Annotated in this window: 23 protein-coding genes; 8 read left to right on the top strand and 15 right to left on the bottom strand. The window is 69.9% G+C overall.

The window, feature by feature from the left end:
• Nucleotides 1–2,062: S8 family serine peptidase (locus AABM41_06135; protein ID MEK6191887.1), on the bottom strand; the 2,062-nt coding region annotated here is incomplete at its 3' end.
• A 247-nt stretch (nt 2,063–2,309) separates the two neighbouring features.
• Here AABM41_06135 and AABM41_06130 point away from each other — a divergent pair.
• On the top strand, nt 2,310–2,825 hold the full coding sequence (locus AABM41_06130) for a hypothetical protein (protein ID MEK6191886.1): 516 nt from the start codon (nt 2,310–2,312) through the stop codon (nt 2,823–2,825).
• On the opposite strand, the gene AABM41_06125 is transcribed toward AABM41_06130, so the two are convergent.
• From AABM41_06125 to AABM41_06115, 3 genes are read right to left on the bottom strand one after another with little or no spacing between them, the layout of a single operon-like run.
• Nucleotides 2,822–3,505, bottom strand: coding sequence for a response regulator transcription factor (locus AABM41_06125; protein MEK6191885.1), 684 nt, complete (start codon nt 3,503–3,505; stop codon nt 2,822–2,824). The genes AABM41_06130 and AABM41_06125 overlap by 4 nt on opposite strands.
• On the bottom strand, nt 3,505–5,010 hold the full coding sequence (locus tag AABM41_06120; protein ID MEK6191884.1) for a sensor histidine kinase: 1,506 nt from the start codon (nt 5,008–5,010) through the stop codon (nt 3,505–3,507). Before AABM41_06120 ends, AABM41_06125 begins: the two co-directional genes overlap by 1 nt.
• Nucleotides 5,010–5,600 carry a hypothetical protein gene (locus tag AABM41_06115; protein MEK6191883.1) on the bottom strand — a complete coding sequence of 197 codons (591 nt, stop codon included), beginning with the start codon at nt 5,598–5,600 and terminating at the stop codon, nt 5,010–5,012. Before AABM41_06115 ends, AABM41_06120 begins: the two co-directional genes overlap by 1 nt.
• Nucleotides 5,601–5,633: 33 nt before the next feature.
• On the opposite strand from AABM41_06115, the gene AABM41_06110 reads away from it, so the two are divergent.
• The 4 genes from AABM41_06110 to AABM41_06095 are packed head-to-tail and all read left to right on the top strand — an operon-like array spanning nt 5,634 to nt 8,767.
• Nucleotides 5,634–6,461, top strand: coding sequence for an alpha/beta fold hydrolase (locus AABM41_06110; protein MEK6191882.1), 828 nt, complete (start codon nt 5,634–5,636; stop codon nt 6,459–6,461).
• A 9-nt stretch (nt 6,462–6,470) separates the two neighbouring features.
• Complete coding sequence (locus AABM41_06105; protein MEK6191881.1) at nt 6,471–7,181, top strand: alpha/beta hydrolase; 711 nt, start codon at nt 6,471–6,473, stop codon at nt 7,179–7,181.
• Nucleotides 7,182–7,232: 51 nt separating this feature from the next.
• A complete protein-coding gene (locus tag AABM41_06100) occupies nt 7,233–8,165 on the top strand; it encodes a hypothetical protein (protein MEK6191880.1) in 933 nt (310 codons plus the stop codon).
• Nucleotides 8,162–8,767: a GNAT family N-acetyltransferase gene (locus AABM41_06095; GenBank protein ID MEK6191879.1), complete on the top strand. Its 606-nt coding sequence runs from the start codon at nt 8,162–8,164 to the stop codon at nt 8,765–8,767. Before AABM41_06100 ends, AABM41_06095 begins: the two co-directional genes overlap by 4 nt.
• On the opposite strand, the gene gatA is transcribed toward AABM41_06095, so the two are convergent.
• Nucleotides 8,764–10,263 (bottom strand): Asp-tRNA(Asn)/Glu-tRNA(Gln) amidotransferase subunit GatA, encoded by a 1,500-nt coding sequence (gatA, locus tag AABM41_06090; GenBank protein MEK6191878.1) that lies wholly within the window; start codon nt 10,261–10,263, stop codon nt 8,764–8,766. The two genes, AABM41_06095 and gatA, sit on opposite strands and share 4 nt — an antisense overlap.
• 222 nt (nt 10,264–10,485) lie before the next feature.
• Nucleotides 10,486–10,779, bottom strand: a complete 294-nt coding sequence (gatC, locus tag AABM41_06085; protein MEK6191877.1) for an Asp-tRNA(Asn)/Glu-tRNA(Gln) amidotransferase subunit GatC — start codon at nt 10,777–10,779, stop codon at nt 10,486–10,488.
• A gap of 30 nt (nt 10,780–10,809) precedes the next feature.
• Here gatC and AABM41_06080 point away from each other — a divergent pair, with 30 nt between their 5' ends.
• Nucleotides 10,810–11,667 (top strand): alpha/beta hydrolase, encoded by an 858-nt coding sequence (locus AABM41_06080; protein MEK6191876.1) that lies wholly within the window; start codon nt 10,810–10,812, stop codon nt 11,665–11,667.
• Here the strand turns inward: AABM41_06080 and AABM41_06075 are convergent.
• On the bottom strand, nt 11,658–12,839 hold the full coding sequence (locus AABM41_06075) for an MFS transporter (GenBank protein MEK6191875.1): 1,182 nt from the start codon (nt 12,837–12,839) through the stop codon (nt 11,658–11,660). The two genes, AABM41_06080 and AABM41_06075, sit on opposite strands and share 10 nt — an antisense overlap.
• 48 nt (nt 12,840–12,887) lie before the next feature.
• Between AABM41_06075 and AABM41_06070 the strand changes: the two genes are divergently transcribed.
• A complete protein-coding gene (locus tag AABM41_06070; protein ID MEK6191874.1) occupies nt 12,888–13,547 on the top strand; it encodes a methyltransferase domain-containing protein in 660 nt (219 codons plus the stop codon).
• Here the strand turns inward: AABM41_06070 and ligA are convergent.
• From ligA to AABM41_06040, 6 genes are all read right to left on the bottom strand, one after another.
• Entirely contained in the window at nt 13,544–15,691 is a 2,148-nt protein-coding gene (gene ligA / locus AABM41_06065) for an NAD-dependent DNA ligase LigA (protein MEK6191873.1), read from the bottom strand. The genes AABM41_06070 and ligA overlap by 4 nt on opposite strands.
• Complete coding sequence (locus AABM41_06060; GenBank protein MEK6191872.1) at nt 15,684–16,241, bottom strand: maleylpyruvate isomerase N-terminal domain-containing protein; 558 nt, start codon at nt 16,239–16,241, stop codon at nt 15,684–15,686. Before AABM41_06060 ends, ligA begins: the two co-directional genes overlap by 8 nt.
• Nucleotides 16,242–16,720: 479 nt before the next feature.
• On the bottom strand, nt 16,721–19,189 hold the full coding sequence (locus AABM41_06055; GenBank protein ID MEK6191871.1) for a UvrD-helicase domain-containing protein: 2,469 nt from the start codon (nt 19,187–19,189) through the stop codon (nt 16,721–16,723).
• 24 nt (nt 19,190–19,213) lie between these two features.
• A complete protein-coding gene (locus AABM41_06050) occupies nt 19,214–19,624 on the bottom strand; it encodes a hypothetical protein (protein ID MEK6191870.1) in 411 nt (136 codons plus the stop codon).
• On the bottom strand, nt 19,624–20,847 hold the full coding sequence (locus AABM41_06045) for a diguanylate cyclase (protein MEK6191869.1): 1,224 nt from the start codon (nt 20,845–20,847) through the stop codon (nt 19,624–19,626). The genes AABM41_06050 and AABM41_06045 overlap by 1 nt, the downstream gene beginning before the upstream one ends.
• Entirely contained in the window at nt 20,766–21,560 is a 795-nt protein-coding gene (locus tag AABM41_06040; GenBank protein ID MEK6191868.1) for a hypothetical protein, read from the bottom strand. Before AABM41_06040 ends, AABM41_06045 begins: the two co-directional genes overlap by 82 nt.
• Nucleotides 21,561–21,682: 122 nt before the next feature.
• On the opposite strand from AABM41_06040, the gene AABM41_06035 reads away from it, so the two are divergent.
• Nucleotides 21,683–22,978 carry a hypothetical protein gene (locus AABM41_06035; GenBank protein ID MEK6191867.1) on the top strand — a complete coding sequence of 432 codons (1,296 nt, stop codon included), beginning with the start codon at nt 21,683–21,685 and terminating at the stop codon, nt 22,976–22,978.
• Between the two features lie 100 nt (nt 22,979–23,078).
• Here AABM41_06035 and AABM41_06030 read toward each other — a convergent pair whose 3' ends face one another.
• Together AABM41_06030 and groL are read right to left on the bottom strand one after the other, a co-directional pair.
• A complete protein-coding gene (locus AABM41_06030; protein ID MEK6191866.1) occupies nt 23,079–23,420 on the bottom strand; it encodes a hypothetical protein in 342 nt (113 codons plus the stop codon).
• Between the two features lie 477 nt (nt 23,421–23,897).
• On the bottom strand, nt 23,898–25,523 hold the full coding sequence (groL, locus tag AABM41_06025) for a chaperonin GroEL (protein MEK6191865.1): 1,626 nt from the start codon (nt 25,521–25,523) through the stop codon (nt 23,898–23,900).
• Nucleotides 25,524–25,543 lie beyond the last annotated feature (20 nt).

Raw genomic sequence — 25,543 nt, 5'->3', positions numbered from 1 at the left:
TGACGTCCTCGTCGGTGCTGCCGCTCTGCGGGTCGGTGCAGGTCGGCGCGTCGTTGACCGGGGTGACGGTGATGTCGTAGGTGGCGATGTTCGAGTCCAGCACGCCGTCGCTGGCCTGGAAGGTGAAGCTGTCGGAGCCGTTGAAGTTGAGGTCGGGGTCGTAGGTGAAGCTGCCGTCGGCGGCCAGCGTGACGCTGCCGTTGCTGGCGTCAGTCACCAGGCTGTAGGTCAGGGAGTCGCCGTCGACGTCGCTGCACACCACGCTGGCAAGGAGGTTGACGTCCTCGTCGGTGCTGCCGCTCTGCGGGTCGGTGCAGGTCGGCGCGTCGTTCGAGGGCGTGAGGGCAATGTTGACGTTTGACGCCGTCTCCGTGTTGCCGATTGGCCCCCATGAAGCGCTTCCCGACGTGAAGCCTGCCTTGGATGCCACAGCGGTGCCGGAGCGCGTCCCGTTGGACCAGTTGATCGAGATCGAGTACTGGCCGCTGCCGTTCGTCGTTCCAGTGGCAGGGTCGCTCGAGCATCCAGGCGAGGAACAGGTGACGGTGACCGTCGCCCCATCGATTGCCGCGAACGGTGCAACTGAACTGGTGACAGTACCTGACACGGTGCCGTTCGCCGCGGCAACATATGGGCCGACGAGTGGGCCGCCGGAGCCGACGGGGGCAGCGCCCGCCGGCTGGACCGAATCGGTGGAGGTGTCAGCCATGGCGCGGAGCAGGTTGAGGCGGCCGTTGCCACTGGCGGCGGGGTCGCCGGCCGGATCGGCATTTCGGCCGAGACGCGAAACGATGACGCCGTTCGTCAGGAATGGCTCGTTGGCCTTGAGCAGCGCCGCCGCACCGGCGACATGGGCAGCCGCCGCAGAGGTTCCGGAGATCGTCGCGCGCGTCCCACCCGGCTCGCTGGCCTGGATGTCGACGCCGGGAGCGGCCAAGAAGGCCGCCTCGCCCCAGTTGGAGAACGAAGCCAGCGCATCGGTCTGGTCAGTGGCCGCGACTCCGATGACGCCTCGATCGCCGGCCGGGTAGGTGACCGACGACGAGGCGTCATTGCCGGTGGCGGCGACCAGAACGGCCCCCTGCGCCCAGGCGTAGTCCAGCGCAATCTGAAGGGCCGGCGAGTAGCCGGGGTTGCTGAAGGCCATAAGGATGACGTCGGCGCCCTGGTTGGCGGCCCAGACCACGCCGGCGATGATGTCGCTGTCCTGACCGGTGCCATCGGCTCCCAGGACCACCACCGGCATGACCGATACGCCCGCGTAGCCAACGCCGGCCATGCCGTAGGCGTTATCGGCCTCGGCGGCGACGATGCCGGTCATCCAGGTGCCGTGACCGTTGGGATCGGATGACCAGCTCGAGCCGGCGAGGATGGAAGCGCCCGGGACGAGGATTTCGTCGAGGTCCGGATGACTGGCATCCACCCCGGTGTCGAGGATGGCGACGGTCGCGGTGCCGGCCGGAGTCACCGAGCCGAAGAGCTGGTCCCACCCGATCTGCGGGAGGGCCCACTGGATCGGATACGCGGTGTCATTCGGGGCCGCGGTTACCGCACGGGTGCGGTCGATGTCGACCCGTTCCACGAGTGGGGAGGCACGCAGCGCGTCAAGCCCTGAAAGGAAGGTCTCCTCGGGAAGGTCCACCACCTGCATCCCCAGCTCAGGGATCGAGCCTCCGGCCTGAGCCCCGACGGCACCGAGAAGGAGGGCCTGGGCGACAGGGTCACCACCAGGTGCGAAGGTGACGATAAAGGTGACGGTCTCGGCGCTCGGCGGAGGCGGAGGCGGCGTTGGGTCGGGTATCGGGTCGGGTGAGGGCTCGGCGAACGTCGTTGGCGGAGGCGTAGCCGGCTCAATGGACGGTTCAGGGGTGGAGGTCGCCTCAGGCGTCGGCTCGGCCGTCGGCTCCGGTGCAGCGGTGGGCTCCTGCGATGGCTCCGGGCTGGCTGTGGCCTCAGGTGTTGGGCTTTCGGTCGGGGTCGGGTCCCCCGCCAGAGCCGCCGCGGGCGCCATCGCGGAGAAAACGAATACGAAGACCTGAACCAGGGTGAGCCAGGTCTTCATACCTCGGTGGGCGGCAGAACCGGGAGCGATGGGCACAGGCACCTTCCGTCCGGCCGGCAGACGCGCCCCAGGGCACCGGGGCGCAGCCGGCAGAGCGTCAGGCTAGACGCTCACGCGAAGGTGGCCATCCGTGACGGTACGGAGCGAGCCACGGATCGCGGCCTGCGGATACGGAGGGCCCATTCCGTACAAGTCCCGAGCGCGATACCGATGAAGTGACGCCTAACGCACCGTACACTCGCCTCCCATGGAAGGTCCCCAGCCCGAGTCGGCCGCGCTCCGCGATGCGCGGGCGATCGCCACCCGGGTCACCGAGGACGAGGCGGCCTCTGACGAAGCCCGTCGTCGGTACCAGACCGATGGATTGCCGGTTGTTGAGCCCGAGGCCGGATTTGCGCCGCTGGCGCTCCCCGGGGAAGTCCTCCACGCCTCTCGGGAAAACGCGCTGCTGGAGCGCACGCTGATCGACGCCCCCGAGCCGCTTCCGCAGGCCGGCACCCTGTACCTCTCGTCGGAGCGCCTGGTGCATGTCGGGACCGACGCCACCAGCATCCCGCTGGGCGAGATCGAGGAGATGGCGGTTGCCCTCGAGCGGCTACTCCTGGTTCGTCTCCATGACGGCACCCACCTGGCCATCGACACCGATCGGCCGCGTCTCCTTCGGGTGCAGATCGCCGCCGCTCTGGTGGCCACGCGGGTCGGCGAGGCCGCGGAGCAGGGCATCGCAGCCAGCGGCCAGCCCGCCAGTCAGCCAGCCGGCTAGCGCCCCCCTGGGTCCAGCGCCTCCCGATAGCGGGTCGCTGCCTGGGCCCGATTCCGCACTCCGAGCTTGTGGAGGATGCTCCCGACATGGGTTTCGACCGTGCGGGGCGAAATGCCCAGACGCTCGGCGATCTCCCGGTCCGTCAGACCCTCGGCCAGATGACCCAGCACCTCCGCCTCGCGGTCGCTCAACCCGGGCAGGAGCTCACCCTCAACCGGTGTGGTGCCGCGGCCGGTCCCAGTCGCCAGGTGTCGCACCACCTCCGCGGCCATCGCGCGCGACATGGGCAGCTCCCCGGAGCGCACGCCTCGCACCGCACGCTGGAGCGCATCGGGACTGAGGTCCTTGGTCACGTACCCAGCCGCCCCTTGGCGCATCGCCTCGACCAGGTCGCGCCGGCTGTCGGAGACGGTCAACATCACGATCCGCGTGTCGGGCAGTCGAGGCGCCAGCTCGCGGAGCAGACGCAATCCATCGGTCCCCGGCAGATTGATGTCCAGCAGGAGCACGTCAGGACGCAGCTTGGGCGCCATGACCAGAGTCTCCTCGGCGGTCGCCGCCTCGCCGACCACCTCGATATCCGGCGCGGTCAGCGCCTGGCGAACCGCGGAGCGGACCAGGGCGTGGTCATCCACCAGCATCACGCGCAGCGGGCGCAGCGCCCCGGTGGGCGTGGCCATCAGCCTCCACCAAGGGACGGCAGCTCGACCACGACCCGCGTCCCACCTTGCGCCTGCGACTCGATCTGGATAGTGGCCCCGATGAGTGCCGCTCGCTCCCGCATGCTCCCCAAACCATAGCCCGTCGTCGGCTGATCGACGTTGAAGCCGTGCCCGTTGTCGGCGATCGTGAGGCGTAGCCCGGACGGTCCGGCCGACCCTTCTACGTGGACCCGCGTGGCATCGGCGTGCTTGCGGGCGTTGTTCAACGCCTCCTGCACGATCCGCAGCATCTCGGCCTGGGCGCGGGCCGGCAGCTGCTCGAGGGCAGGGTCGCACACACAATCGGCCGGGATCCCGAACCGGTCCGCGAAGTCCTCCACGTAGCGCTCGAGGACCTGGGTGAAGGTCGTGCCCTCCGCCGGGCGCAGGGCCATGATCGCCTGGCGTGCCTCGGCCAGGGCCGATTCGATCGCATGGGCCACCTCTTCCGCCAAGCGCCGTGCCTCCTCGGGCAAGCCCGACCCCAGCAGGAGCCGTCCCTGCTTCAGCTTGGCGTACCACAGCTCCTGCGACATACCGTCGTGGATCTCCCGCGCGAGGCGAGCGCGCTCCTCCACGGTGGCCCGCGCCAGGTCGATTTCGCGCAGACGGACGATCTCCTCGTTGGCACGCCTCAAGGCCCTGACGTCACCCCGGCTTTCGGCGGCCAGCGCCACCAGCAGCAGCGCGTAGAAGGCGACCCTCAGCAGGTCGCCGGTCGTGATCAGGGTGGCGTAGGTGCCAGGATGGATGGCGAAATGGATCTGGCTGAATGCGGCCACCATCAGACCCACGGCCAGGAAGGCGTCGATGCCGCGCCGATCCCGGCGATAGACCTGGTAGGCCAGCGCCGCCGCCCACAGGAAGCCGAGACCAATCACGACCTGGAGCGTCACCAGCAACGGGCTGCCGGCGGCCAGCAGCCGCGCGGCGGGATCCGTTCTCAGCCGGGCCAGGGCCTCCGGGTCGAGCAGGGTCGGTAGCGACGGCTGAACGGTGGCTGCGACCACGACGGCCCCAGTGACCAGGAGGGCCGGCAGCCAAAGCAAGAGCGCCGAGGGGAATCGCTCGATCACGAGGCGCCGAAGGGCAGCCAGGCCCGCCACCACCAGGAGACCGGCGGCCACCGCCCGGCCCAGGACCACCCCCCACAGGGGCAGTTGGCCGGGCGCCTCGAGGGACAGGCCGAAGGCTTGTTCGAATCCGGCCACCGTGACCAGCACGAAGAGCGCGTTCACCGCGGCGAAGACCAGGAAGGCGCTGGCCCGAACCAGGGCCGCCGGGTCCGGTCCTTCCTGGAAATGGACCCATGCCAGGGCGGCGACCGCCACCGCGACCAGGGTCGCCGTGGCGTCAATTGCCAGGGCCAGCCGGGGACTGACGATGGCGGGGGCGATGGCTGGGTTGAGCAGGATCAGGAGCGTCGCGATGGCCAGCGCCACGGGCACCAGGGCAATGGCGAGCTCGCTGCGCCGCTCGGCCATCAGCCCCTGGCGGGGAGGAAGATGAAGGTGGGCGCCGTGCCGGGACCTAACCGGACGTAGGTGGCCGGGCTGTCGGTAACCGGGTTAGCCGACACGGGACGACCCCCGGCTGTTGTGCCGTCAAGGGCCACCGCAATCGGTCCCTCACCGAATCGTGCCAGGCAGGCGGCGGCATAGCCCTCCGAGGACGGCTCGGCCAGGACGAGGACACTGCGGCCAACCGTCACCCGCCGGCAGGTGGCACCGAGCTCAGCGTCTTCCCCGACCTCCCACCAGCCCTCATTCGCCCCGATGACAGCGGCCAAGTCGGTTGCGGCGCGCTCCGCGTCTACCGTTGCCAGCACCAGCCCGCGCGGCGGCTCGGTCCAGTCGTCGAATTGCCGTGGCCAGAGGCCGCGCCGGGCGGCGTCCTTCGGCGGTTCGAGCGCTTCGATGGGGACGCCGCGCATGCCCCACCACGCGATGCGCGGCTCACCGACGTAGTCGGTCGACAGCCATTGTGGGAAGAGCTGCGCGCCACCCTCCCGGAAGAGCCGGCTGAGGCCCGGCAGGTCGGCGACCAGGAGATGGACGTGGCTGATCTCGACCATCGGCTCCGCAGTCTAGTCGGTAAGATCGGCGGCATGAGCGAGAGCGGCTTCATCCCCGTCAGCGGCGGTCGGCTGTACTACGAGGAGTCCGGCGAGGGCCCGCCGCTGGTCCTGCTTCATGCGGGAGTGGCGAACCTGCGGCAGTGGGACCCTCATGTCCCCGCGTTCGCGGAGCGGTACCGGGTCATCCGGTACGACACGCGTGGATATGGCCGCAGCGAGAGCGAGCACGTCGAGTTCTCGAACCACGGCGATCTGGGGCAGGTGCTCGACTACCTTGGCGTGCAGGAGACCCATCTCCTCGGCACCTCGCGCTCGGGGTCGATCGCCCTGAACTTCACCGTGACGCACCCGGAGCGCGTAACCAGCCTGATCGTGGTCGCCAGCGGGGCCGGCGAGCCGGATCTGCCGGCAGAGGCTCTCGCACCGGGCGAGGCCTTGGACAAGGCGACCGAAGAGGCGCTGGAGGCTAAGGACTGGACGCGTCTGGCGGACCTCGAGACTGCGTTCTGGGGCGACGGCCCGGATCAGCCCGACGGTCGGCTGAATGCGTCGGCTCGGGCGTCGATGCACGACTGGATCCTCACCACCTATGCCGCCGAAAAGGAGGAGGGAATTCCCCAGCGCCTTGACCCACCGGCCGACGAGCGCCTGGATCAGCTGACCATGCCGGTGCTGGTCGTCATCGGTGCGCTGGACGAGGCCTATACCAATGCCTCCGGCCGCATCCTGGCCGATGCGGTGCCGGGCTCCCGGTTCGAGATCTTCGAGGGCGCCGCCCACATGCTGAACCTCGAGCAGCCCGAGCGGTTCACCCGGCTGGTGCTGGACTTCCTGCGCGATGTCGGTGCCCGCCCGTAGAGTCGAGCAATGACTACCGCGCCGATCATCCTGGTTCCCGGGTTCTGGCTCGGCGCGTGGGCGTGGGACGAGGTCGCCGCCGCGTTGCGGGCTGACGGCCATGACGTCACCGCGTTGACGCTCCCCGGACTCGAATCGGCCGATACGGACCGATCTGGAATCACCTTCTCGGATCACGTCGACGCCATCTGCGACGCGGCACGGGCGGCGGACGCCCCCGTCGTGCTCGCCGTCCACAGCGCGTCGGGGTTTTCCGGCTACGCCGCGAGCGACCGGGTCCCCGAGCTGATCGCGGCGATGGTGTACGTCGACACGGCACCGGGACTCGCACCGCTGGACCCGGACTTCAAGGGTGTCGAGAAGCCGATGGTCTGGAAGGAGATCGAGGAGGAAGAGAACCTCGACGGGCTCAGCGAGGAGCAGAAGGAGACGTTCCGCCAGCGGGCAGTTCCGGTCCCCGGCGGCGTCGTGCGGGAGAGCTACGAGCTGACCAACGACGCGCGGCGCGACATCCCGAGCACTCTGATCTGCACGGGGTTCAGCGCCGCGCAATACCAGGCCTACGCCAAGGAGCATCCCGACTGGGCATTTCTCGCCGGCATCCCCGAGCTCCGCAACGCGACCTGGGTCGACCTGCCGACCAGCCATTGGCCGATGTGGTCCCGCCCGCAGGAGCTGGCGCAGATCATCGGCGACGTCGCGAAGGCAGGCGTCGGTTAAGCCGTAGCGCGACCCAATCGGCAACCGGCAGGAGGGAAATCTGTGACCGTCATGGACTGGCTCCTCGACACGGACCCGGCGATCCGCTGGCAGGTGATGCGGGACCTCACCGACGCGCCTGCCGAGGACGTCGCGGCAGAGCGAGCGCGCGTGACCCATGAAGGGTGGGGCGCTCGGCTGCTCGCGCTCCAGCCGCCGGACGGGCGGTGGGGCGGCGGCGGCGGGTACTTCCCCGAGTGGACCTCCGCGACGGCGACGCTCCAGCTGCTGCGCCATTTTGGCCTCGACCCAGCGACCGAGGAGGCGCGTCGTGCCCTGGAACTCGTCCGGGCGAACGTCTTGTGGGAGTACGACGATCTCCCGTATTTCGACGGCGAGGTCGAGCCGTGCATCAACGGCCAGGCCGTTGCGATCGGGGCGTACTTCGGCCAGGACATCCGAGTCATCGTGGATCGACTCCTGACCGAGCAGATGGAGGACGGCGGCTGGAACTGCGAGCAGGAGCGAGGCTCGACGCGCGGGTCGTTCGAGACGACGATCAACGTGCTCGAGGGTCTGCTCGAATACGAGCGGGCGACCGGCGCGAACGGGGACGTTACCGCCGCTCGCGTCCGTGGGCAGGAGTATCTCCTCGAGCGACGCCTCCTCCGCCGGCTGTCGACCGGCGAGCTGGCGCAGCCGCGCTGGCTCTACCTGGCGTTCCCGAACGGCTGGCACTACGACCCCCTCCGCGCGCTCGACTACCTGCGGGACGCGGGCGTCGCGCCAGACGAGCGGATGGCCGAGGCGATCGGCATCGTCGAGTCAAAGCGCGGCGCTGACGGCCGGTGGGTGCTCGATCACGCCCATCACGACGAGCTGCTCGTCGACCTCGGCGAAACCGAGGATCAGCCGAGCCGATGGATCACGCTCCGCGCGCTGCGGGTGCTTCGCTGGGCCGAGGGCGCCGGCCGATCGGCGGCTGCGATCGACGCAACGGCATGAGCGACGCTTTCACCGTCGTCCCTGCGAACGAAGCGTCCTGCGAGGATCTGCAGGCCATTCTCGGCACGCGGGGCTATGCGGCTAATTGCCAGTGCCAGCGCTTCAAGACCCGGGGCAGGGCGTGGGACTCGGGCTCGGTTCCCGTTGAGGAACGCGCCCGCCGGCTGCGCCAGCAGACCGGCTGCGGTCAGCCCGAGGCAGGCACGACGAGCGGCCTCGTCGCCTACCTCGACGCCGAGCCAGTCGGCTGGTGCGCGGTCGAGCCGCGCACCGCCTACGTGCGCCTCGGTCGCACCCCCTGGGCGGGCCGAGCGGAAGACAAGACCGACGACGGCGTCTGGGCGGTGACCTGCTTCATTACCCGCGCCGGCTTCCGGCGTCGGGGCGTCACGTACGAGTTGGCGCGCGCTGCGGTCAACTTCGCCCGCGAGCGCGGCGCTCGTTCCCTCGAGGGCTACCCGATGATCACCGAACCGGGAGAGGAGGTCACCTGGGGAGAGCTCCACATTGGCAGCCGCAACGTCTTCGCCGTCGCAGGGTTCACCGAGGTGAGCCACCCCACGCTCAGGCGCGTCGTGATGCGCATCGACTTCCAGATCTAGTCCCGGGCAGTTGGGGGTCGCAGTTGCGCGAATCCGGCCCGGCGCTCGTAGGCATCGGCGACGCGGAGCACGGTGGCCTCGTCAAAGGCCCGGCCGATGACCTGGAACCCCACCGGCAACCCGTCGCTCAGGCCGCAGGGCAGCGAAATCCCGGGCAGTCCGGCGATGTTGACCGGCAGGGTGCAGGCATCGTTGAGGTACATAAGCAACGGGTCCTCGGTCTTGGCCCCGATCTTGAACGCGACCGACGGTGAGGTCGGGGCGAGCAGGGCGTCGACCGTGCTCAGCACCTCGTCGAACTCAGCCTTGATCAGGGTCCGGACCTGCTGCGCCTTGAGGTAGTAAGCGTCGTAGTAGCCGGCGGACAGGGCGTACGTGCCCAGGATGATCCGGCGCTTGACCTCCGGCCCGAACCCCTGGCCCCGGGTGAGGCGGTAGTTCTCGAGCAGGTCGTCTACTCCGGCCGTGTGGCCGTAGCGGATCCCGTCATAGCGAGCCAGGTTGGCGCTCGCCTCGGCCGGGGTGATGATGTAGTAGGTCGCCAGGCCCTTGTCCGTGGACGGCAGCGAGACCTCGACGATGTCCGCGCCGGCTGAGGCGAGCACATCAACAGCGTCACGGACCGCCCGCTCCACGCCGGGCTCCATGCCCGGGACGAAGAACTCGCGCGGCACCCCCAGGCGCAGGCCGCGCACCTCCCCATCGAGAGCGGCCGCGTAGTCCGGCACCGGCTCCTCGACGCTGGTGGCGTCGCGAGGGTCGTGTCCGGCCAGCGCGCCCAGCACCACCGCCACGTCCCGCACCGACCGCCCGAACGGGCCGCACTGGTCGAGCGACGAGGCGAAGGCCACCATCCCGTAGCGGCTGACGCGGCCGTAGGTCGGCTTCATGCCCACCACCCCGCTCAGCGCGGCGGGCTGGCGGATGCTCCCGCCGGTGTCGGTGCCGGTGGCGAAGAACGCCTGGCCCGCCGCTACGGCCACGCTCGACCCGCCGCTCGACCCGCCCGGGACGAGCGTCTCGTCCCACGGGTTGCGCACCGGCCCGTAGGCGCTGTTCTCGTTGGAGCTGCCCATGGCGAACTCGTCGCAATTCGTCTTGCCCAGCAGGACCGCACCTGCCGCGGTCAGGCGCTCCTCGGCGTCGCTCGCATACGGCGACAGGTATCCGGCCAGGATCCGCGAGCCGGCGGTCGTGGGCAGTCCCCCGTTGGGCTGCCCCTCGTCGTCCAGCGCCCGGGTCACGAAGATGTCCTTCAGGGCATACGGGATCCCGAGCAGCGGCCGACCGTCCCCGGCCCGACGGGCCGCGTCAGCCGCATCGGCGGCGGCCAGGGCAGCCTCCGCGCTCAGCGCCAGGAAGGTGTTCAGCCGGGCTCCATCGCGCCCGATCCGCCCCAGACAGGCCTCGACCAAGTCCCGGCTGGACAGCTCCCCGGCGTCCAGCAGGGGGACGACCTCACTGATGGTGCGATCAGCGAGCGGGAGCTCGGTCATAAGCCTGGTGCGGGAAACCCTGGCCGGACTCTGCAGAAGCCCATGCCTTGGGGCCAAGCGGCGGCCCGCGGCGCGTCACAGGCCTTCGTGCTATCGCGTAGCACGTTAGCGCGATACCACGAGCGAGCGTGATACGGCACGGGGCACCGGGTTCGTCCCGGCACTATGCGCTCCGGCCTAGTCCAGGCATGCGCACCGGTTCGTTCCCGGCACGGCGCACCACTAGCGCCCTTCCTTGAGGATCAGCGGGACACGGAGGTGGTCTCCTTCGCGCAGCGGCGCGTTGGCCAGCGCCGCCTCCCGGGAGATCCCGTCGCGGGGATCGTCGTCGCGCATGACGTTCTCGAGGGCCAGGACAGTCGCGGTGGGTCCCACCTGGCTGGTGTCAACGTCGCGGAGCACGGCGATCGCCTCCAGGATCCGCGACAGCTGGTCCTGCATGCGGTCCAGCTCCTCATCGGTCAGATGCAGGCGGGCCAGCTCGGCGACGTGCTCCACGTCGGCTCGGCTGATCATGGGGCGATGCTAGCAGGCCACAATGCGCCGATGAAGAAGGCGCCACGGGTCGAGGTCCTGCCGCTGCCCGGCGGTCGGATCGAACGCCTGCGAATCCCCGGCGGTCACGGAGCCCCGCTGGTCGTCGTGGGCGGGGTCGAGACCGGGCTGCGGCTGATGGCCGGCACCGAGCAGCTCCTGATGCGCCGATGGGAGGACCGGGCGCGGGCGCGTCCGGTAACGGTGGTCGGCAGGCCGATCCCGGATGACCGGGCCGATGCGGCAGCCCTGCTCCATCCCCGGGTGTCGGCGATGGGGGTGGCGATCGTCCTGGAGGGTCTGGCCGGTCCCTTCGCGGTTGAAGCGGAGTCGGGCGGTGGCCGGATTTCGATGTGGCTGAGCGTGGATCGACCGGAGCTCGTCCGCCGGCTGGTCCTGGCCGCCTCGTCATCGGAGACGCCACCCGACTCGCCCATGGCCGCCCGGATGGCCGAGTGGATCGACCTCGCCGAGCGGGGCGCGTGGGGGGAGCTGTTCGCGCGCCAGGGGGCGCAGCTCAAGCCCGGCGGTCCGGAGAGCGACTCACCGCCGGCGGCCGCGTTCGCGGCAGTGGCCCGCCTCCAGCCGCGTCCGTCCACCCCGGAGCGGTTCATCGGCGAGCTGAGGGGCACGCTGGACCCGACCTCGTTCGTGACCCAGCGGCTGCCCGAGATCCACGTTCCCACCCTCGTCCTGGCCGGAGGTGGGGACCAGGTGGTGCCGCTGACCGCCTCGCAGCTGGTGGCGGACCGGATTCCAGGGGCCCGGCTGAAGGTCGACCCCGACTCCGGGCACACGGTCCGGGTGTCGTTCCGTGGGTACGACGCGCTGGTCGAGGCGTTCCTGGCCGAGGACGACCGTCAGTCCTGAGGCGCCGGCACGGCCTTGGGTTTCCGTGCCCGCGTGCCGAGCCAGAGCATGAAAGTCCCCAGCAGCGCCACCCCCGCGGAAGACGCAAACGCCAGCGGAATGGTTGACGCGGCCGCGATGGCGCCCAGCGTCACCGGACCGAGCCCGAAAGCAAGGTCGATGAACGCACTGAACGTTCCGAGCGCAGCGCCGCGCTGGGCGGCCGGGACGCCAGAGATGGCCAGGAGCGCCAGGGCCGGGGTCGTGAAGGCGACGCCGAGGGCGAGCACCACCGTCCCAACCATGAGGCCGATCGGATCGGCCCACAGGCCCATGATGAGAAGCCCGCCGGCGGTGATGATCATGGCGGTGCCGGACAGCCGTCGCGCGCCCACCCGATCGGGGAGCTTGGCTCCGATGAGGCGAGCGAGAATCACAACGCCCCCGAACGCCAACAGGTACGGCGATGCCCCGGTCAGGCCCAGGTCACGGACCGCGAACAGCGGGGCAAGCGTGAAGTAGCCGGCCATGCCCCAGACACCGGCCAGCAGGACGACGCCTGGCAGCACCCCCGCGCGGTGGAGCAGCCGCCCGCTACCGGGGTCCCCCGTGGGCGCCGGCCGGGTTTCGGGGAGCAGCAGGCAGATCAGGGTAGCCAGCGCCGCCACCGATGCCGCGGCAATCCACACGGCCCAGTAGCGATCCTCGCCGAGGGCGATCTCCGCCAACACCGGGCCGATGGCGATGCCGAGGTACAGAGTGAGGCTGTCATACGTGATGGCTTCTCCCTGACGCCCCTCTGGAGCGAGGTCGGCTACGGCCGCGAAGGCGGCGACGAAGAAGAATGCCTCCGCCACGCCCATGGTCAGCCGCAGGCCGATCAGGATGGGCAGCGTGGTCGCCGCCAGGTGACCGAGGGCCGCAACCGCGAACAGGGCCGCTCCGCCGACCATCAGCGCGCGACGGCCCCGGCGGTCGGCGAGGCGACCGGCGAACGGGCGCAGGACGAGCGCCGTCAGGCTGAATGCGCCGAACGCGAGCCCTGCTCCTACCTCGTTGCCACCGAGCGGGCCGTCGACATACCGGGACAGGACGGCGAAGGTCATGCCGTCGGCCGTGAAGTAGACGAACGAGGCGAGCAGGAGCAGGAGGAAGGGCCGCGTCCATAATCCGGTCGGCGGTGGCGCAGCCATTGGCGGGGATTCTAGGGCGGAAAGCCCATCGGTCCTACACTGCGCGACATGTCTGAGCCGTGCGCCTGTCCGCCCGAACGATCACCCACCGAGGTCGAGCGCATCGCGCAACACTTCGACGAGCGGATGCGCGACTGGCAGCCGGTGTGCCCCGCGTCCACCGACCTGCTCTTCGGGTGGCTCCAGCAGGAGGGCCTGGCGGGATCGAGCGTCATGGACGTGGGGTGTGGGACCGGTGAGCTCATCGTTCGGGCGCTGGACGCGGGCGCGACGCGCGCCACCGGCGCGGACCTGTCGTCCGAGGCCATCGCCCAGGCCTCCGCCCAGATGCGCGAGGCGGGGCTCGAGGATCGCGTGGACCTGTGGGTGGGCGACGCGGCGGTCGAGCCGCTTGAGCCGCACGACGTGGTCGTCCTGGACAAGGTCATCTGCTGCTATCCGGATGCGGACGCTTTGATCGCCAGCTCCACCGCGGCGGCGGGGAGGCTGTACGCCATCGCCGTGCCCGAATCGCGCGGCTTTTGGGGCCTGATCGCCCGCGCCCGGTGGTTCGTCTTCGACCTTTTCGCGCGGCTGCAGGGCGAGGACCACCCGCGCTTCATCCACGAGCGGACCGATGTCGAAGCCAAGGTCATCGCCGCCGGCTTTCGTCCGCTCCACACCGGGCGCCAGTTCGTGTGGTTCGTGGGGGTCTACGCCCGCCGTTAGGCCGACCCGGTCTCGAGCAGGCGCCTGAACCCGTCCTCGTCGAGGACTGGCACGCCCAGCGCCTCGGCGCGAAGCAGCTTGGATCCGGCCTTCTCCCCGGCCACCAGGTAGTCCGTCTTGGCGCTCACCGAGCTGGCGGCATGGCCCCCGGCGGCCCGAATTGCGGCCTCCGCATCCTCGCGTGTGAAGCCGGGCAGCGTCCCGGTCACGACCAGCGTCTTGCCGGCCAGGGGACCTTTGGTGACCGCGGCCACCGCGCTCGGCTCGGGTGCCTCCGCGACCACCCCGGCCTCGACCAGGTGGCGCAGCACGTCCGCGGTGTGCTCGTCGCGGAAGAAGCGGGCGATGCTCTCCGCCACCACGGCCCCCACTCCGTACACCTCGGTCAGCTCCTCGGCCGACGCTGAAGCAAGCCGTTCCACGACCCGCCGCGTCCAGTCGGCATCCGACTCACCCTCGGCCGGCGGCACGTCCTGGGCCAGCCACCGAGCCAGGTCGATCGCGGTCTGCTCCCCGACGTGTCGGATGCCGAGCCCGTTCAGGATGCGGTACAGCGGGCGTCGTCGGGACCGCTGGATGGCCACGAACAGGTTCTCGGCACTCTTGCGGGCGAATCGGTCCAGGCCCTCGATCCCCTCCACGCTGAGCCGATACAGGTCCGCCGGCTCGCTGACCAGCCCGCGGTCGGCCAGCTGGACGATCACTTTGTAGCCGGCCCCTTCGATGTCCATCCCGCCCCGCCCGGCGAAGTGCTCCAGGCCGCCGATCCGTTGCGCGGCACAGAACGGGTTCGGGCAGCGGGCAATCACCTCGCCTTCGTCGCGGACCGCCTCGGTCCCACACACCGGGCAGGTCAGTGGCATGGACCACTCGGTCTCGGAACCCGTGCGAGCCTCCACCACCGGGCGGACGACCTCGGGGATGACGTCGCCGGCCCGCTGGAGCACGACCAGGTCCCCCACCCGCAGGTCCTTGCGCCGGATCTCGTCGATGTTGTGGAGCGTCGCGTTGCGGACGGTGGTCCCGCCCACCGACACGGGCGTGACGTGGGCGACCGGCGTCATCGCCCCGTGGCGCCCGACGTAGACCTCGATCGCCTCCAACCGCGTGGTCACCTGCTCGGCCGGGAACTTGTACGCCACCGCCCAGCGTGGGGAGCGCGAGACGAAGCCCAGCCGCTCCTGCTCGGCCACGGCATCCACCTTGACCACCACGCCATCGGTCTCGTACTCGAGCTCGTGCCGCTTGTGCTCCCACTCGGCCACGAACGCCAGCACCTCGTCCACCCCGGCGGCGCTCCGGACGTGCGGGTTGACGGGGAAGCCGAGCTCGCGCAGGAGCGCGAGCGAGGCGGTTTGGCTGGCCAGCCCCGGCACGCCGACCAGCGAATAGGACCATACCGATAGCCTTCGGCCGGCCGTGACCGCGGGATCCTTCTGGCGCACCGATCCGGCGGCGGTGTTCCGGGCGTTTGCGTAGCGCGGCTTGCCCTCCGCCTCGAGCTGCTGATTGAGCGCCTCGAACGCGGTGCGCGGCATGAACACCTCGCCTCGCACCTCCAGCTCGGTCCCGGGTGGGTCGCCGCGCAGGTTCAGCGGGATGGCCCGGATGGTCCGCAGGTTGGGGGTGACGTCCTCCCCGGTGTAGCCGTCGCCGCGAGTCGCGCCCCGCACGAACGAGCGGCCCTCGTAGCGCAGGCTCACCGCCAGGCCGTCGATCTTCAGCTCGCAGACGTAGCCGACCGGTGGGTCCGTGTCGGTCAGTCCCAGGCCCCGGCGCACCCGCTTGTCGAACTCGCGCAGCTCATCGGCTCCGAATGCGTTGCCCAGCGACAGCATGGGCACGCCGTGGCGCACCTCGGCAAATCCGGCCGCCGGAGCGGAGCCCACCCGCTGCGTGGGCGAGTCCGGGGTCCGGAGCTCCGGGTGTGCGTTCTCGAGCTCCTCCAGCTCGCGCAGCAGGCGGTCGTATTCGGCGTCCTCGATCATCGGCGCGTCGAGGACGTAGTAGCGGTAGTTGGCGTCCTCGATGGCGGCGCGCAACGCGGCCGCGCGCTTGACGGCTGCCCTGGCCCCGCGCTTGGCGGCTGCCTTGGCCGCGCGCTTGACGGCTGCCTTGGCGGGCCGCCCGGCCGGGTCAGTCATCCAGCGGTTCGGCTTCGGCTTCCGCTTCCGCTTCGGCTTCGGCTTCCGCTTCGGCTTCGGCTTTGGCTCCGGCTCCGCCGGCAAACCAGGCCCGAATGTCGTGGGTGTGCTCGCGGTAGTGGTCCGCCCCGTCGTACAGGATGATCTCCTCCAGCGTGTCGCCGTCCGCGTCCCGCTCGGAGAGCCATTCAGGGTCGGCGCTCAGCACCCGCTTCCGGAACGCGTCGAAGGCAAGCTCCTCCCGCGAGCGCACGGTCGCCATCTCCGTCTCGCCCGCCACCCGGGCCACGACGGCGTTGCGCTCGTCCACGCTGGGGGCATCGACCTCGAACTCGTCCAGCCGGCCCTGCTCCGCATGGTGCACCGCCTCCGCCGCGTGACCCGCCCAGTAGCCCATGTGCGCCACCAGCTCGCGGGCCGACCACACCCCGACCAGGCCCGGACTGGTCAGCAGAGCAGGATCGATGTCGGCCACGGCGTCCAGGAACTCCTGGCGGGCGTTGACCAGGTCGTCCGCCAGCGCCTGGTTCCGCTCGGGGGCATCAGCCATGGCCCGATGGTAGCGCCCGGTCGGCCGCTGCCGGAGAACAGAGGAGCCGACAGCGAGCACCCCACCGCCTCACAGTGGTTCGTGATATCGCGTAGCACGATAGCCCGATAGCACGAATGCCTGTGATACAGCATGGGTCGCACTCTGAGAGCCCGGCGGTTGGCCCTTGGCGGTGGGCCGTTGGGCGGCTAGAAACCCGCGCGGCTGCGGCGAAGACCCTCTTCGTAGATGTCTCGAGGTCGCGGAGCACGAGGCGGACGGGTGGCACGGATCCGCGTCTCCACCCCGGAGTATGCGGAGAGAAACTCGGCTATCGCCGCATTCACCGACGTCCCTTCACGGAGAGCCCGCCATCGCGCATGGAGCACCACGTAGTCATCTACCCGGACAGTCAGGTTGATGAGCCTGGGCTCGGAGTAATCCTTGGGCACGGCCGTCAGACGGTAGCGGCGACGCCTTCAGGGCGGCTTAGAGCCGGGTTATCGGCCGATACGCTGCAGGCCGGCGTAGGAGCCGACCAGGCGACGGACGCCGTGGCCGGCGAAGGCGACGGTGACCTCCTCGTCGCCGCTGACCCACTGCGAGTTGACCACGATCCCGTCCCCGAAACGACGATGCCGGACCTTGTCGCCTGCCCGCCAGGCCAGCTCTGGCGGGGTTGCCTCTGCCGCGGCCGCCTCCCCCGTCCCCTCCGCGGCCGCCTCCCCCGTCCCCACCGGGCTCGTTCGCCCGAACGTCCCGCTCCCCAGGTCGAGGTCCGGCAACCGCTCGGGACGCAAAGGCTCCAGCCCGGGCCGAATCCGGCCCCATACCGTTGGCGTCGAGCCCGAACCATCATCCATGCCGCCGTCCCGGACCCAGCCCAGCCCGGACGGGCCGCGGCGGCCGCCGCCCACCTCCAGCAGGTCCTCGGGCAGATCGGCCAGGAAGCGGGAGGGCTCGACCTCCACCCCGCCACTCCCCCACGCCGAGCGGTGGCGGGCGTGGACCAGGAACAGCCGGTCCTTGGCCCGTGTCATCCCCACGTACGTGAGCCGCCGCTCCTCCTCCAGCTCGCGCTCGTCATCCAGGGCCCGCGCGTAGGGGAGCAGCCCCTCCTCGAGGCCCACCATGAACACGATGGGGAACTCCAGGCCCTTCGCCGCGTGGAGGGTGATCAGGGTCACCCGGTCCGGCCGCTCCTCCAGCGTGTCCTGGTCCGAGACGAGGGCCACCTCCTCGAGGAAGCGGGCCAGGCCCTCGGGCGCCGCCACCTCGTCGAATTCGGCGGCGTGGTTGCGCAGCTCGACCAGGTTCGCCCAGCGCTCCTCGCCCTCCTCGGTCCCATCCTCCAGCCCGGCCCGCAACCCGCTTCGCTCCAGGCTCGCCTCGAGGACCGAAGACGCCGGCTCCCCCGCCGCCACGGTCACGAGCCCGCGAATCAGCTCCGCGAAGCCCGCCAGGGCGGCGCGTGACCGCGTGGCCAGGTTCGCGTTCTCCGTGGCTGCCTCGACCGCCGCCCACAGGCTCGCGTCGCGGCCGTCGGCCCACGCCCGCAGCTCGGAAACGGTCTTGTCCCCGATTCCGCGGGCCGGCACATTGATGACGCGCTCCAGGGCCACCCGGTCGGCCGGATTGCGAGCCAATCGCGCATAGGCCAGCGCGTCCTTCACCTCGCGCCGCTCGTAGAAACGGACCCCGCCCACCAGCTGATACGGGATGCCGAAGCGCATGAACGCCTCCTCCAGCACCCGGCTCTGGGCGTTGACCCGATACGCGACGGCGATGTCACCGAAGCGCAACGGTCCCGACGCCCCGTCCGCCCCGTCCGCCCCGTCACCCACCGGAGCGTCTTCCGCGCGTTGGGTCAGGAGGCTGGCCCAGCCGCGCCGTCGGTCGGCGGAGGACGCCAGGCGCTCCACCTGGCGTGCCACGAATTCGGCCTCCTCGTATTCGTTGTAGGCGTCGAAGACGCTCACCGCGGCCCCCGCCCCGCGATCGGTCCACAGCCGCTTGTCCTTGCGGCCCGGGAGCCGGGACACGATCGCGTGGGCCGCATCCAGGATGGTCTGGGTGGATCGGTAGTTCTGCTCGAGCTTGACGACCGTGGCGTCGGGCCAGTCACGCTCGAAGTCGAGGATGTTGCGCAGGTCCGCGCCGCGCCAGGAGTAGATGCTCTGGTCGTCATCGCCCACGACCGCCAGGTTGTGGTGCACCGCGGCCAAGAGCCGGCACAGGCGGTACTGGGCCCGGTTCGTGTCCTGGTACTCGTCGACCAGCAGGTAGGTCCAGCGTCGCTGGTAGCGCGCCAGCACGTCGGGGTGCTGCTCGAACAGGAGCACGACCCGGAGCAGCAGGTCGTCGAAGTCCACCGCGTCCGATTCCGCCAGCTGGCGCTGGTAGGCCTCGTACACCCGGGCGGCGGTCTCTTCCCAGAAGCCGGATGCCTGCCGCATGGCGGTTGCCGGGTCCGACAGCTCGTCCTTGCGCTGACCGATGAACACCAGCAGGGCCGCGGGCGCGAACCGCTTGTCGTCCAGGTCCAGCCGGCGCAGGGACTCCTTGATGACCGCCAGCTGATCGGCGCGGTCGTAGATCGTGAAGCTCCGGGTCAGACCGATACGCTCGCCCTCGCGCCGCAGGATGCGAGCGCAGATGGCATGGAACGTGCCGATGGTCGCCTCCCTGGTGGCCTGGGCCCCGATGAGCCCGGCGATCCGGTCCCGCATCTCACCGGCCGCCTTGTTGGTGAAGGTGACGGCCACGATCTGGTACGGGGGCACGCCACTGGCCACCAGGTGCGCGACCCGATGGGCGAGGACCCGGGTCTTGCCGCTGCCCGCCCCGGCCAGGATCAGGAGTGGCCCGTCGGTGTGCCGGACCGCCTCTTGCTGGGGAGGATTCAGGGCGGCCAGGATCTCGTCAGGGTCGAGCTGGGGACGTGCCGTCGAGGTTTTGGGAGGCGACATCGGTCCCCTGATTCTATCGGTGTCTCACTCGAGGTCGGCGCAGGCCGTGTAAGTCCCGAAGTCGTCGCTCGAGAAGTGCAGGTTCAATGCGAGCTCTCCGGCGAACAGCTCTTCCAGGGTGGCCTCGACGTCGGTTTCCGACTGGCCTTCGATGACGTTCTGGAGCGGGTACGTGGGCTGAGGGACCAGATTCTCACAGGTGCCTGGGTGGATGTGGGCCGGCATGTCCGGGTGCCCGGCCGGGTCGACGTCAACCTCGACTCGGGTCGTTCCATCTCCCAGATCCGTGAGCACGGCGCTCCCCGTCACCCCGGAATCGTTGAGAGTCGCGAGCTCCACGGTGCGGCTGGCGGCCTGCTGCCCGGCGCACGCCGAGAGGGCCAGGGCCAGCCCGATCCAGATGAGGGTGGCGGCGGTTCGCGATGGCCGACGCATCACCAATGGAGCGTACCGGATTGACCGGCCGCGGAGCGGCGATGGGCGGTCATCCCTACCGCGTCCAGGCCCGCTCGCGCCGCTTCGACCTGCCGGCTGCGCATGGCCGTCACGAAGGCCATCGCCAAATCCGGATCCAGCTGGCTGCCGGCAGCCTGAGCGACCCGGGCCAGAGCCTCGTCGGGGGACAACGCCTTGCGGTAGGGGCGGGTCGTGGTCATGGCCGAATAGGCGTCGGCGACGGCCAGAATCCGGGCCAATCGCGGAATGGCGTCACCCCGCAGACCGTCCAGGTAGCCCGTGCCGTCCCAGCGCTCATGGTGGTGGCGGACGCCGGCGCGGACCTCGGCCAGCTGCGGGACGGCGCCCACGATCGCGTCGCCGAGCGCCACGTGCTGCTTGACGATGTCGTACTCCTCGCCGGTGAGCGGAGCCGGCTTGCGGAGGATCCCATCCGGGATGCCGATCTTGCCGATGTCATGAAGCAGGCCGGCGAGGCGGAGCAGCCGGCGCTCCTCATCGGTCAGCTCCAACACATCGGCCAGGAAGAGCGCATGGCCGGTGACGTCCTCGGAGTGGGCCCGCGTGTAATGGTCCTTAGTGTCCACCGTGACCAGCAGTCCCTCGAACACGCCGAAGACCGTGTTCTGGGCAGCCAGGGAGCCGATGGTGGCCTGGTCGGCCACCTTCGTGGCCTGACCCCCGGACGTCTTGGCCTCACGGAGTGCCGCGTCCGCAACCGAAAGCAGGTCCAGCGCGGTGTGTCCGTCGCGCGGCACACGGGCCACGCCGGCCGAGACGCTGAGCGGGAGGCGCTCCGAGTCCGCGAAGTTGAGGTCGACCTCGGCCAGGGCCCCCGTCAGCGCGGCCAGGGTGCGCATCAGCGAATCCTGGTCATCCGCGAAACAGGCAAGCAGGAACTCGTCGGGGCCGAATCGGCCGTAGAGCTGGCCCGGCTGGGCCACGGCGGTCAACACGGCCGCCACGCGGCGAAGCGCCTCGTCGCCGGCCCGGTGGCCGTGGCCGGCATTGAGGAGGCGGAAGTTGTCGACGTCGAGTAGGGCAATGGCGCCTGAAGGGCTGGGGCGAGCCAGGTATCGGTTCAGCTCCTCGAGCAGGAAGCCATGGTTGGCCAGGCCAGTCAGGGGTCGCGAACCGACCGCTCGCGGAGGAGCCGGTTTTGGCGGGCGAGGAGGCGTGACGCGCCCGCAAAGGCGAGCCACAGGATGGCGAACAGGAGCCCGGACGCGGCGAGGGCCAGGACGAGCACGTCGAAGCGGGTCTGGCTGACGAGCATCTCGATCGGGCCGGCATCCTGGTAGACCTCGTACACGCCGATCGCATCGCCATCAACGGCGCCGCGAATGGGGACGTAGAGCTCGAGGAATGGAACCGGCAGCGGCGCGGCGCCCTCGACAGCTGCAGCCTCGTCCCCGGCTTCGGTCCCGTATTCGGAGACCGAACTCCCGGCGAAAGCGGCGGCCAGGTGGTCCCCGATCGAGAAGCGCAGACCTCGGAGTGCCGGATCGGACGAGTACACGGCCCGGCCATCGCGGGACCACACCACGATTCGGCTCATGTCTCCGCCCTGGACGAGTCGGACAAGCTGCTCGTCGAGTTCCGCGTCGCTCGCGACCCCCATGTCCAGAGCGTGGGCGTCAACCACCGGGTCGAGATTGGCGCGCACCACCGACTCCGCGTGTTCCAGGGCAGCCAGGACGGCGAGCTCGCGGAGCCGATCAGCGAACAGGTTGGCGGTCAGTGCGGCGGTGGCGACGACGATCGCGACGCCGCCGAGCGTGACCCAGACGCGTAGGCTGGGGCGCCAGATCGCGGCGGCGGCGCGCAGGCGGCGGGCGTACGGGAGCTCCACCGTGTCTGGCGGCGTGCTCTCCCCGGCCGGCCTGACGACGCCGGTCTCCTCTCGGATGGCCATCGAACCAACCCTAACCAGACCTATCCATGCCCTCCATAGCCCCTTGGTACCGATGAAACGGGCGTCCCTGGGCGCCCCGGCGCGACACCGAAGGTGTCACAACCGCCGTCCAAAGTGCGGGCATGAGCAAGACCGCTGCCACTCGCCCTGCCGGCGAGCCCGTGCTGAGCGTGCTCGGCGACCGGGTCACCATTCACCACCTCGAACTGACCGATCCGGGCCTCGCCGGCTTCGTCGGCAGCGTGCCGGAGGCTGAGCGCCCCGCCCTGGCCGCCAATGCGGTGCGGATCGGGCTCCAGGCGATGGCCAACGCCGGCAACGGCGCCAACGTGGACGTCGTGCGTGCCGAGTTCAACCGGATGATGGAGCACATGACGGCCACCCACGCCCGCGCTGCCGAGGCGCTTGAGGCGTCTCTGCGCGCCAACTTCGCCGACGGCGAGGGCCGGCTGCCTCGCACGCTGGAATCGTTCCTGGGCGATTCGGGGCGCCTCCAACGGCTGACCGCGGCTCTCTTCGACCCGAACCGCCGCGACAGCGCCGTCGGCCAGCTCAACGAGGTCCTGGGTCGCTATTTCGACGGCGACGGGTCGCGGTTGGCCCAGCTGCTGGACCCAACCCGCGAAGCCAGCCCGCTGTACCAGTTCCGCAATGAGGTCAGCGGTGAGTTCCGCAGCCTCGGGGAGCGGATCGCCTCACTGGAAGCCGCCAACCGCGTGCGCGCCGGGGAGCGGGCGCGGGGCACGGCCAAAGGGATCGAGTTCGAAGATCTCGTCGCGGATCGGCTGGCGGAGCTGGCACGCGGTGTTGGCGACTTCCTCGAGCGCACCGGGACCGATGCCGGGGATGCGCTCCGCTCGAAGAAGGGCGACTTCGTGTTGACCATCGACCCGACCCGGACCCATGGTCGCGACCTCCGGGTCGTGATCGAGGCCAAGGACCGCTCGTTGAGCCGCCGGCTGCTGGCCGAGGAGCTCACCGCAGCCCGCGCCAACCGGGGAGCGGCCATCGCCCTGGCGGTCTTCACTCCCGAGCACGCCCCGGCCGGGGTCGTGCCTTTCGCCCTGGTCGGCTCGGACGTGTACGCGGTCTACGACCCGGAGATCGATGACGGGGTGGGCCTGGAGGCCGCGTTCCGTGTGGCCCGGGTGATGGCCCTGCTGACCCTGCGCGATACGACGGGCCAGGTCGACCTGGCCGCGGTCGGTGAGGCGCTCCAGGACATCCAGTTCGCGGTCGACAACGTCCGCAAGATGAAGAGCCGGCTGACCTCTATCAGCACCGCCGCCCAGGAAGTCGGCGGTCTCCTCGACGACCTGCGGGAGCGGGTCCTGGCCTCGGTGCGGGACATCGACGACCTCCTCCGGGCGGCCGCCGAGCCGGCCTCTGCGGCCGACAACCTGCCGCTCACCGCTTGAGGCGAGCGCAGCAAGGTCGGCTAGACGCGTGAGGAGCAGTGGCTGGAGGTTCCGTAGGTAGGCTGTTGAGCGTCGGGAGCCGGCTTGGAGTGCCCAGCCACTATTCCACTGGCACGTCGAAGAGAGCCTCGTCGCCCGGGCGGACCCAGATAGACGTTACGAAGCCACCGAGCCCACCCGCGCTGCCGATCTTGGTGTATTCCTGGAGCAGCAAACGGACTCGGTTCCCTTCAGCCGTGGGGACCCATTCGATTCGCAGAATGAGTGTTCCCCGCGCCTTGTCGCACTGCGCTCCACCTGCAGCCCCCGGGGGGCAGAAGTCCTCACTAGCCGCTACCACGGCCCAGTCACCCGAGATCGTGAAGTCCGAGTTCACCTTGCCGTCGAACACGTTCATCCAGGACGCGCCAGCCTCCTCGCCCTCTTCGGTGCTCCGGCCCACCCAAGCTAGGCAACTGTTCAGGGGATTAAGTTCATACGTGCTGGGCCTCAGCAGCGCCCTTCGGTCTCCGACCCCGATCCAGCTTCCACTCAGATCCAGCGCCGTGCCGTCGGGGCCGCGCAGGTCAAGGCTAGGACAAGAGGCGGCCGCGGCATTGGCCGTTGGGCTCACCTCTGGGGACTGCGAACCGCCGGCGCACGCAGCGAGTACGAGCGCCCCGATGATCAGGAAGGACGCCGTGGGCGCGCGACGATGCATCGCTTGGATTGTACGGGGGCATGAGCCACGCGCCAGACTCCCGGCGATCGACCTCCGGGAAGCCCAGGAAGCCGGGTGAGCGTCGGGAGCCGGCTACCTCGGTTGGTAGCAATCCTGGCAGCATAAGAGGCGGCCATCCCCGGATGGGACACCCGCCTCTAGGCGCGTTTCATGCTTGCGTCCGGCTAGCGCGGATGCCAGCGGACGCTATCGGACTCTCTAGTAGTCCATGCCGCCGCCGCCCATGCCGGGCATCGGCGCCTTTTCCTTCTCGGGGATGTCGGTCACGACCGTCTCGGTCTCGAGCAGGAGAGCCGCGACAGACGCGGCGTTCTGCAGCGCGGAACGGGTCACCTTGGCCGGATCGATGATGCCGGCCACGAACATGTCGGTGTACTCGCCCTTCTCGGCGTCGTACCCGTGGCCCGGCTTCAGCTTGCGGACGGCGTCGACGACGACTGAGCCCTCGAGGCCGGCGTTGATGGCGATCTGGCGGAGTGGTTCTTCCAGCGCGCGCCGGAGGATGGCCACGCCCACGGCCTCGTCACCCAGGACCTCGAGCTTGTCGAGAGCCGGTGCAGCATGGACGAGAACCGAGCCGCCACCGGCGACCATGCCCTCTTCCACGCCTGCACGAGCCGCGGACAGGGCGTCCTCGATCCGGTGCTTCTTCTCCTTCAGCTCGACCTCGGTGGCCGCGCCGACCTTGAGCACCGCGACACCGCCGGAGAGCTTGGCCAGGCGTTCCTGGAGCTTCTCCTTGTCGAAGTCGGAGGTCGTGTCCTCGATCTGGAGCTTGATCTGGCTCATGCGGGCCTTGATGGCGTCCGGTGAGCCCTTGCCATCCACGATGGTGGTCGTGTCCTTGGTGGCCGTGACGCGGCGCGCCTGGCCGAGATCCTCGACGGTCACGCTGTCGAGCTTGCGGCCGACCTCCTCGGAGATGACGTGCGCGCCGGTCAGGGTCGCGATGTCCTCCAGCATGGCCTTGCGGCGGTCGCCAAAGCCCGGGGCTTTGACGGCGAGGACGTTGATGGTGCCGCGCAGCTTGTTGACGATCAGGGTGGCCAGCGCCTCGCCGTCCACGTCCTCGGCAATGATCAGGAGCGGGCGGCCCAGCTGGACCACCTTCTCGAGCGCCGGCAGCATATCGGCCACCGCGCTGATCTTCTTGTCGGTGACCAGGATGTAGGGCATGTCGAGGGTGGCCTCGAGCTTGCCGCCTTCGCCGCTGGTTGCCATGTACAGGCTGATGTAGCCGCGGTCGAGCTGCATGCCATCGACGTACTCGACCTCGGTCTTCAGGCCTTGGGATTCCTCGACGGTCACGACCCCGTCCTTGCCGACCTTGCCCATCACTTCGCTGATGAGCTGGCCGATCTCCGCGTCGCGGGCACTGATGGCCGCGATGTGGGCGATGTCCTCGGGCGTGGCCACCGGCTTGGACAGCCGCTTGATCTCATCCACGATCGCCACGACGCCCTTTTCGATGCCGCGCTTGATGCCCATCGGGCTGGCGCCGGCGGTGACGTTCTTCATGCCCTCGGTGACGATGGCCTGGGCGAGAACGATCGAGGTCGTGGTGCCGTCTCCGGCGATGTCGTTGGTCTTGGTCGCGACTTCCTCGAGCAGCTGGGCCCCCATGTTCTCGTAGGGGTCCTCGAGCTCGATGTCGCGAGCGATGGTGACGCCGTCGTTGGTGATGGTCGGCGCCCCGAATTTCTTGTCGAGGACAGCGTAGCGGCCCTTCGGGCCGAGCGTGACCTTGACAGCCTCGGACATCTTGTCGATGCCGCGCTTCAGGGAACGCCGAGCCTCCTCGCTGAACTGGAGTTGCTTGGCCATGGTGGTAGTTAAGTCCTCCG

Source organism: Chloroflexota bacterium (assembly GCA_038040195.1).
GTDB lineage: Bacteria > Chloroflexota > Limnocylindria > QHBO01 > QHBO01 > DASTEQ01.
Note: the sequence above shows the minus strand (reverse complement) of the source record. Positions and strands in the feature narration are given on the sequence as shown.

Excerpts from the sequence above, each read along its gene's own strand:
- AABM41_06130 (MEK6191886.1), top strand. The coding sequence starts at position 2,310 with ATGGAAGGTCCCCAGCCCGAGTCGGCCGCGCTCCGCGATGCGCGGGCG.
- AABM41_06125 (MEK6191885.1), bottom strand. The coding sequence starts at position 3,505 with ATGGCCACGCCCACCGGGGCGCTGCGCCCGCTGCGCGTGATGCTGGTG.
- AABM41_06120 (MEK6191884.1), bottom strand. The coding sequence starts at position 5,010 with ATGGCCGAGCGGCGCAGCGAGCTCGCCATTGCCCTGGTGCCCGTGGCG.
- AABM41_06115 (MEK6191883.1), bottom strand. The coding sequence starts at position 5,600 with ATGGTCGAGATCAGCCACGTCCATCTCCTGGTCGCCGACCTGCCGGGC.
- AABM41_06110 (MEK6191882.1), top strand. The coding sequence starts at position 5,634 with ATGAGCGAGAGCGGCTTCATCCCCGTCAGCGGCGGTCGGCTGTACTAC.
- AABM41_06105 (MEK6191881.1), top strand. The coding sequence starts at position 6,471 with ATGACTACCGCGCCGATCATCCTGGTTCCCGGGTTCTGGCTCGGCGCG.
- AABM41_06100 (MEK6191880.1), top strand. The coding sequence starts at position 7,233 with ATGGACTGGCTCCTCGACACGGACCCGGCGATCCGCTGGCAGGTGATG.
- AABM41_06095 (MEK6191879.1), top strand. The coding sequence starts at position 8,162 with ATGAGCGACGCTTTCACCGTCGTCCCTGCGAACGAAGCGTCCTGCGAG.
- gatA (MEK6191878.1), bottom strand. The coding sequence starts at position 10,263 with ATGACCGAGCTCCCGCTCGCTGATCGCACCATCAGTGAGGTCGTCCCC.
- gatC (MEK6191877.1), bottom strand. The coding sequence starts at position 10,779 with ATGATCAGCCGAGCCGACGTGGAGCACGTCGCCGAGCTGGCCCGCCTG.
- AABM41_06080 (MEK6191876.1), top strand. The coding sequence starts at position 10,810 with ATGAAGAAGGCGCCACGGGTCGAGGTCCTGCCGCTGCCCGGCGGTCGG.
- AABM41_06075 (MEK6191875.1), bottom strand. The coding sequence starts at position 12,839 with ATGGCTGCGCCACCGCCGACCGGATTATGGACGCGGCCCTTCCTCCTG.
- AABM41_06070 (MEK6191874.1), top strand. The coding sequence starts at position 12,888 with ATGTCTGAGCCGTGCGCCTGTCCGCCCGAACGATCACCCACCGAGGTC.
- ligA (MEK6191873.1), bottom strand. The coding sequence starts at position 15,691 with ATGACTGACCCGGCCGGGCGGCCCGCCAAGGCAGCCGTCAAGCGCGCG.
- AABM41_06060 (MEK6191872.1), bottom strand. The coding sequence starts at position 16,241 with ATGGCTGATGCCCCCGAGCGGAACCAGGCGCTGGCGGACGACCTGGTC.
- AABM41_06055 (MEK6191871.1), bottom strand. The coding sequence starts at position 19,189 with ATGTCGCCTCCCAAAACCTCGACGGCACGTCCCCAGCTCGACCCTGAC.
- AABM41_06050 (MEK6191870.1), bottom strand. The coding sequence starts at position 19,624 with ATGCGTCGGCCATCGCGAACCGCCGCCACCCTCATCTGGATCGGGCTG.
- AABM41_06040 (MEK6191868.1), bottom strand. The coding sequence starts at position 21,560 with ATGGCCATCCGAGAGGAGACCGGCGTCGTCAGGCCGGCCGGGGAGAGC.
- AABM41_06035 (MEK6191867.1), top strand. The coding sequence starts at position 21,683 with ATGAGCAAGACCGCTGCCACTCGCCCTGCCGGCGAGCCCGTGCTGAGC.
- groL (MEK6191865.1), bottom strand. The coding sequence starts at position 25,523 with ATGGCCAAGCAACTCCAGTTCAGCGAGGAGGCTCGGCGTTCCCTGAAG.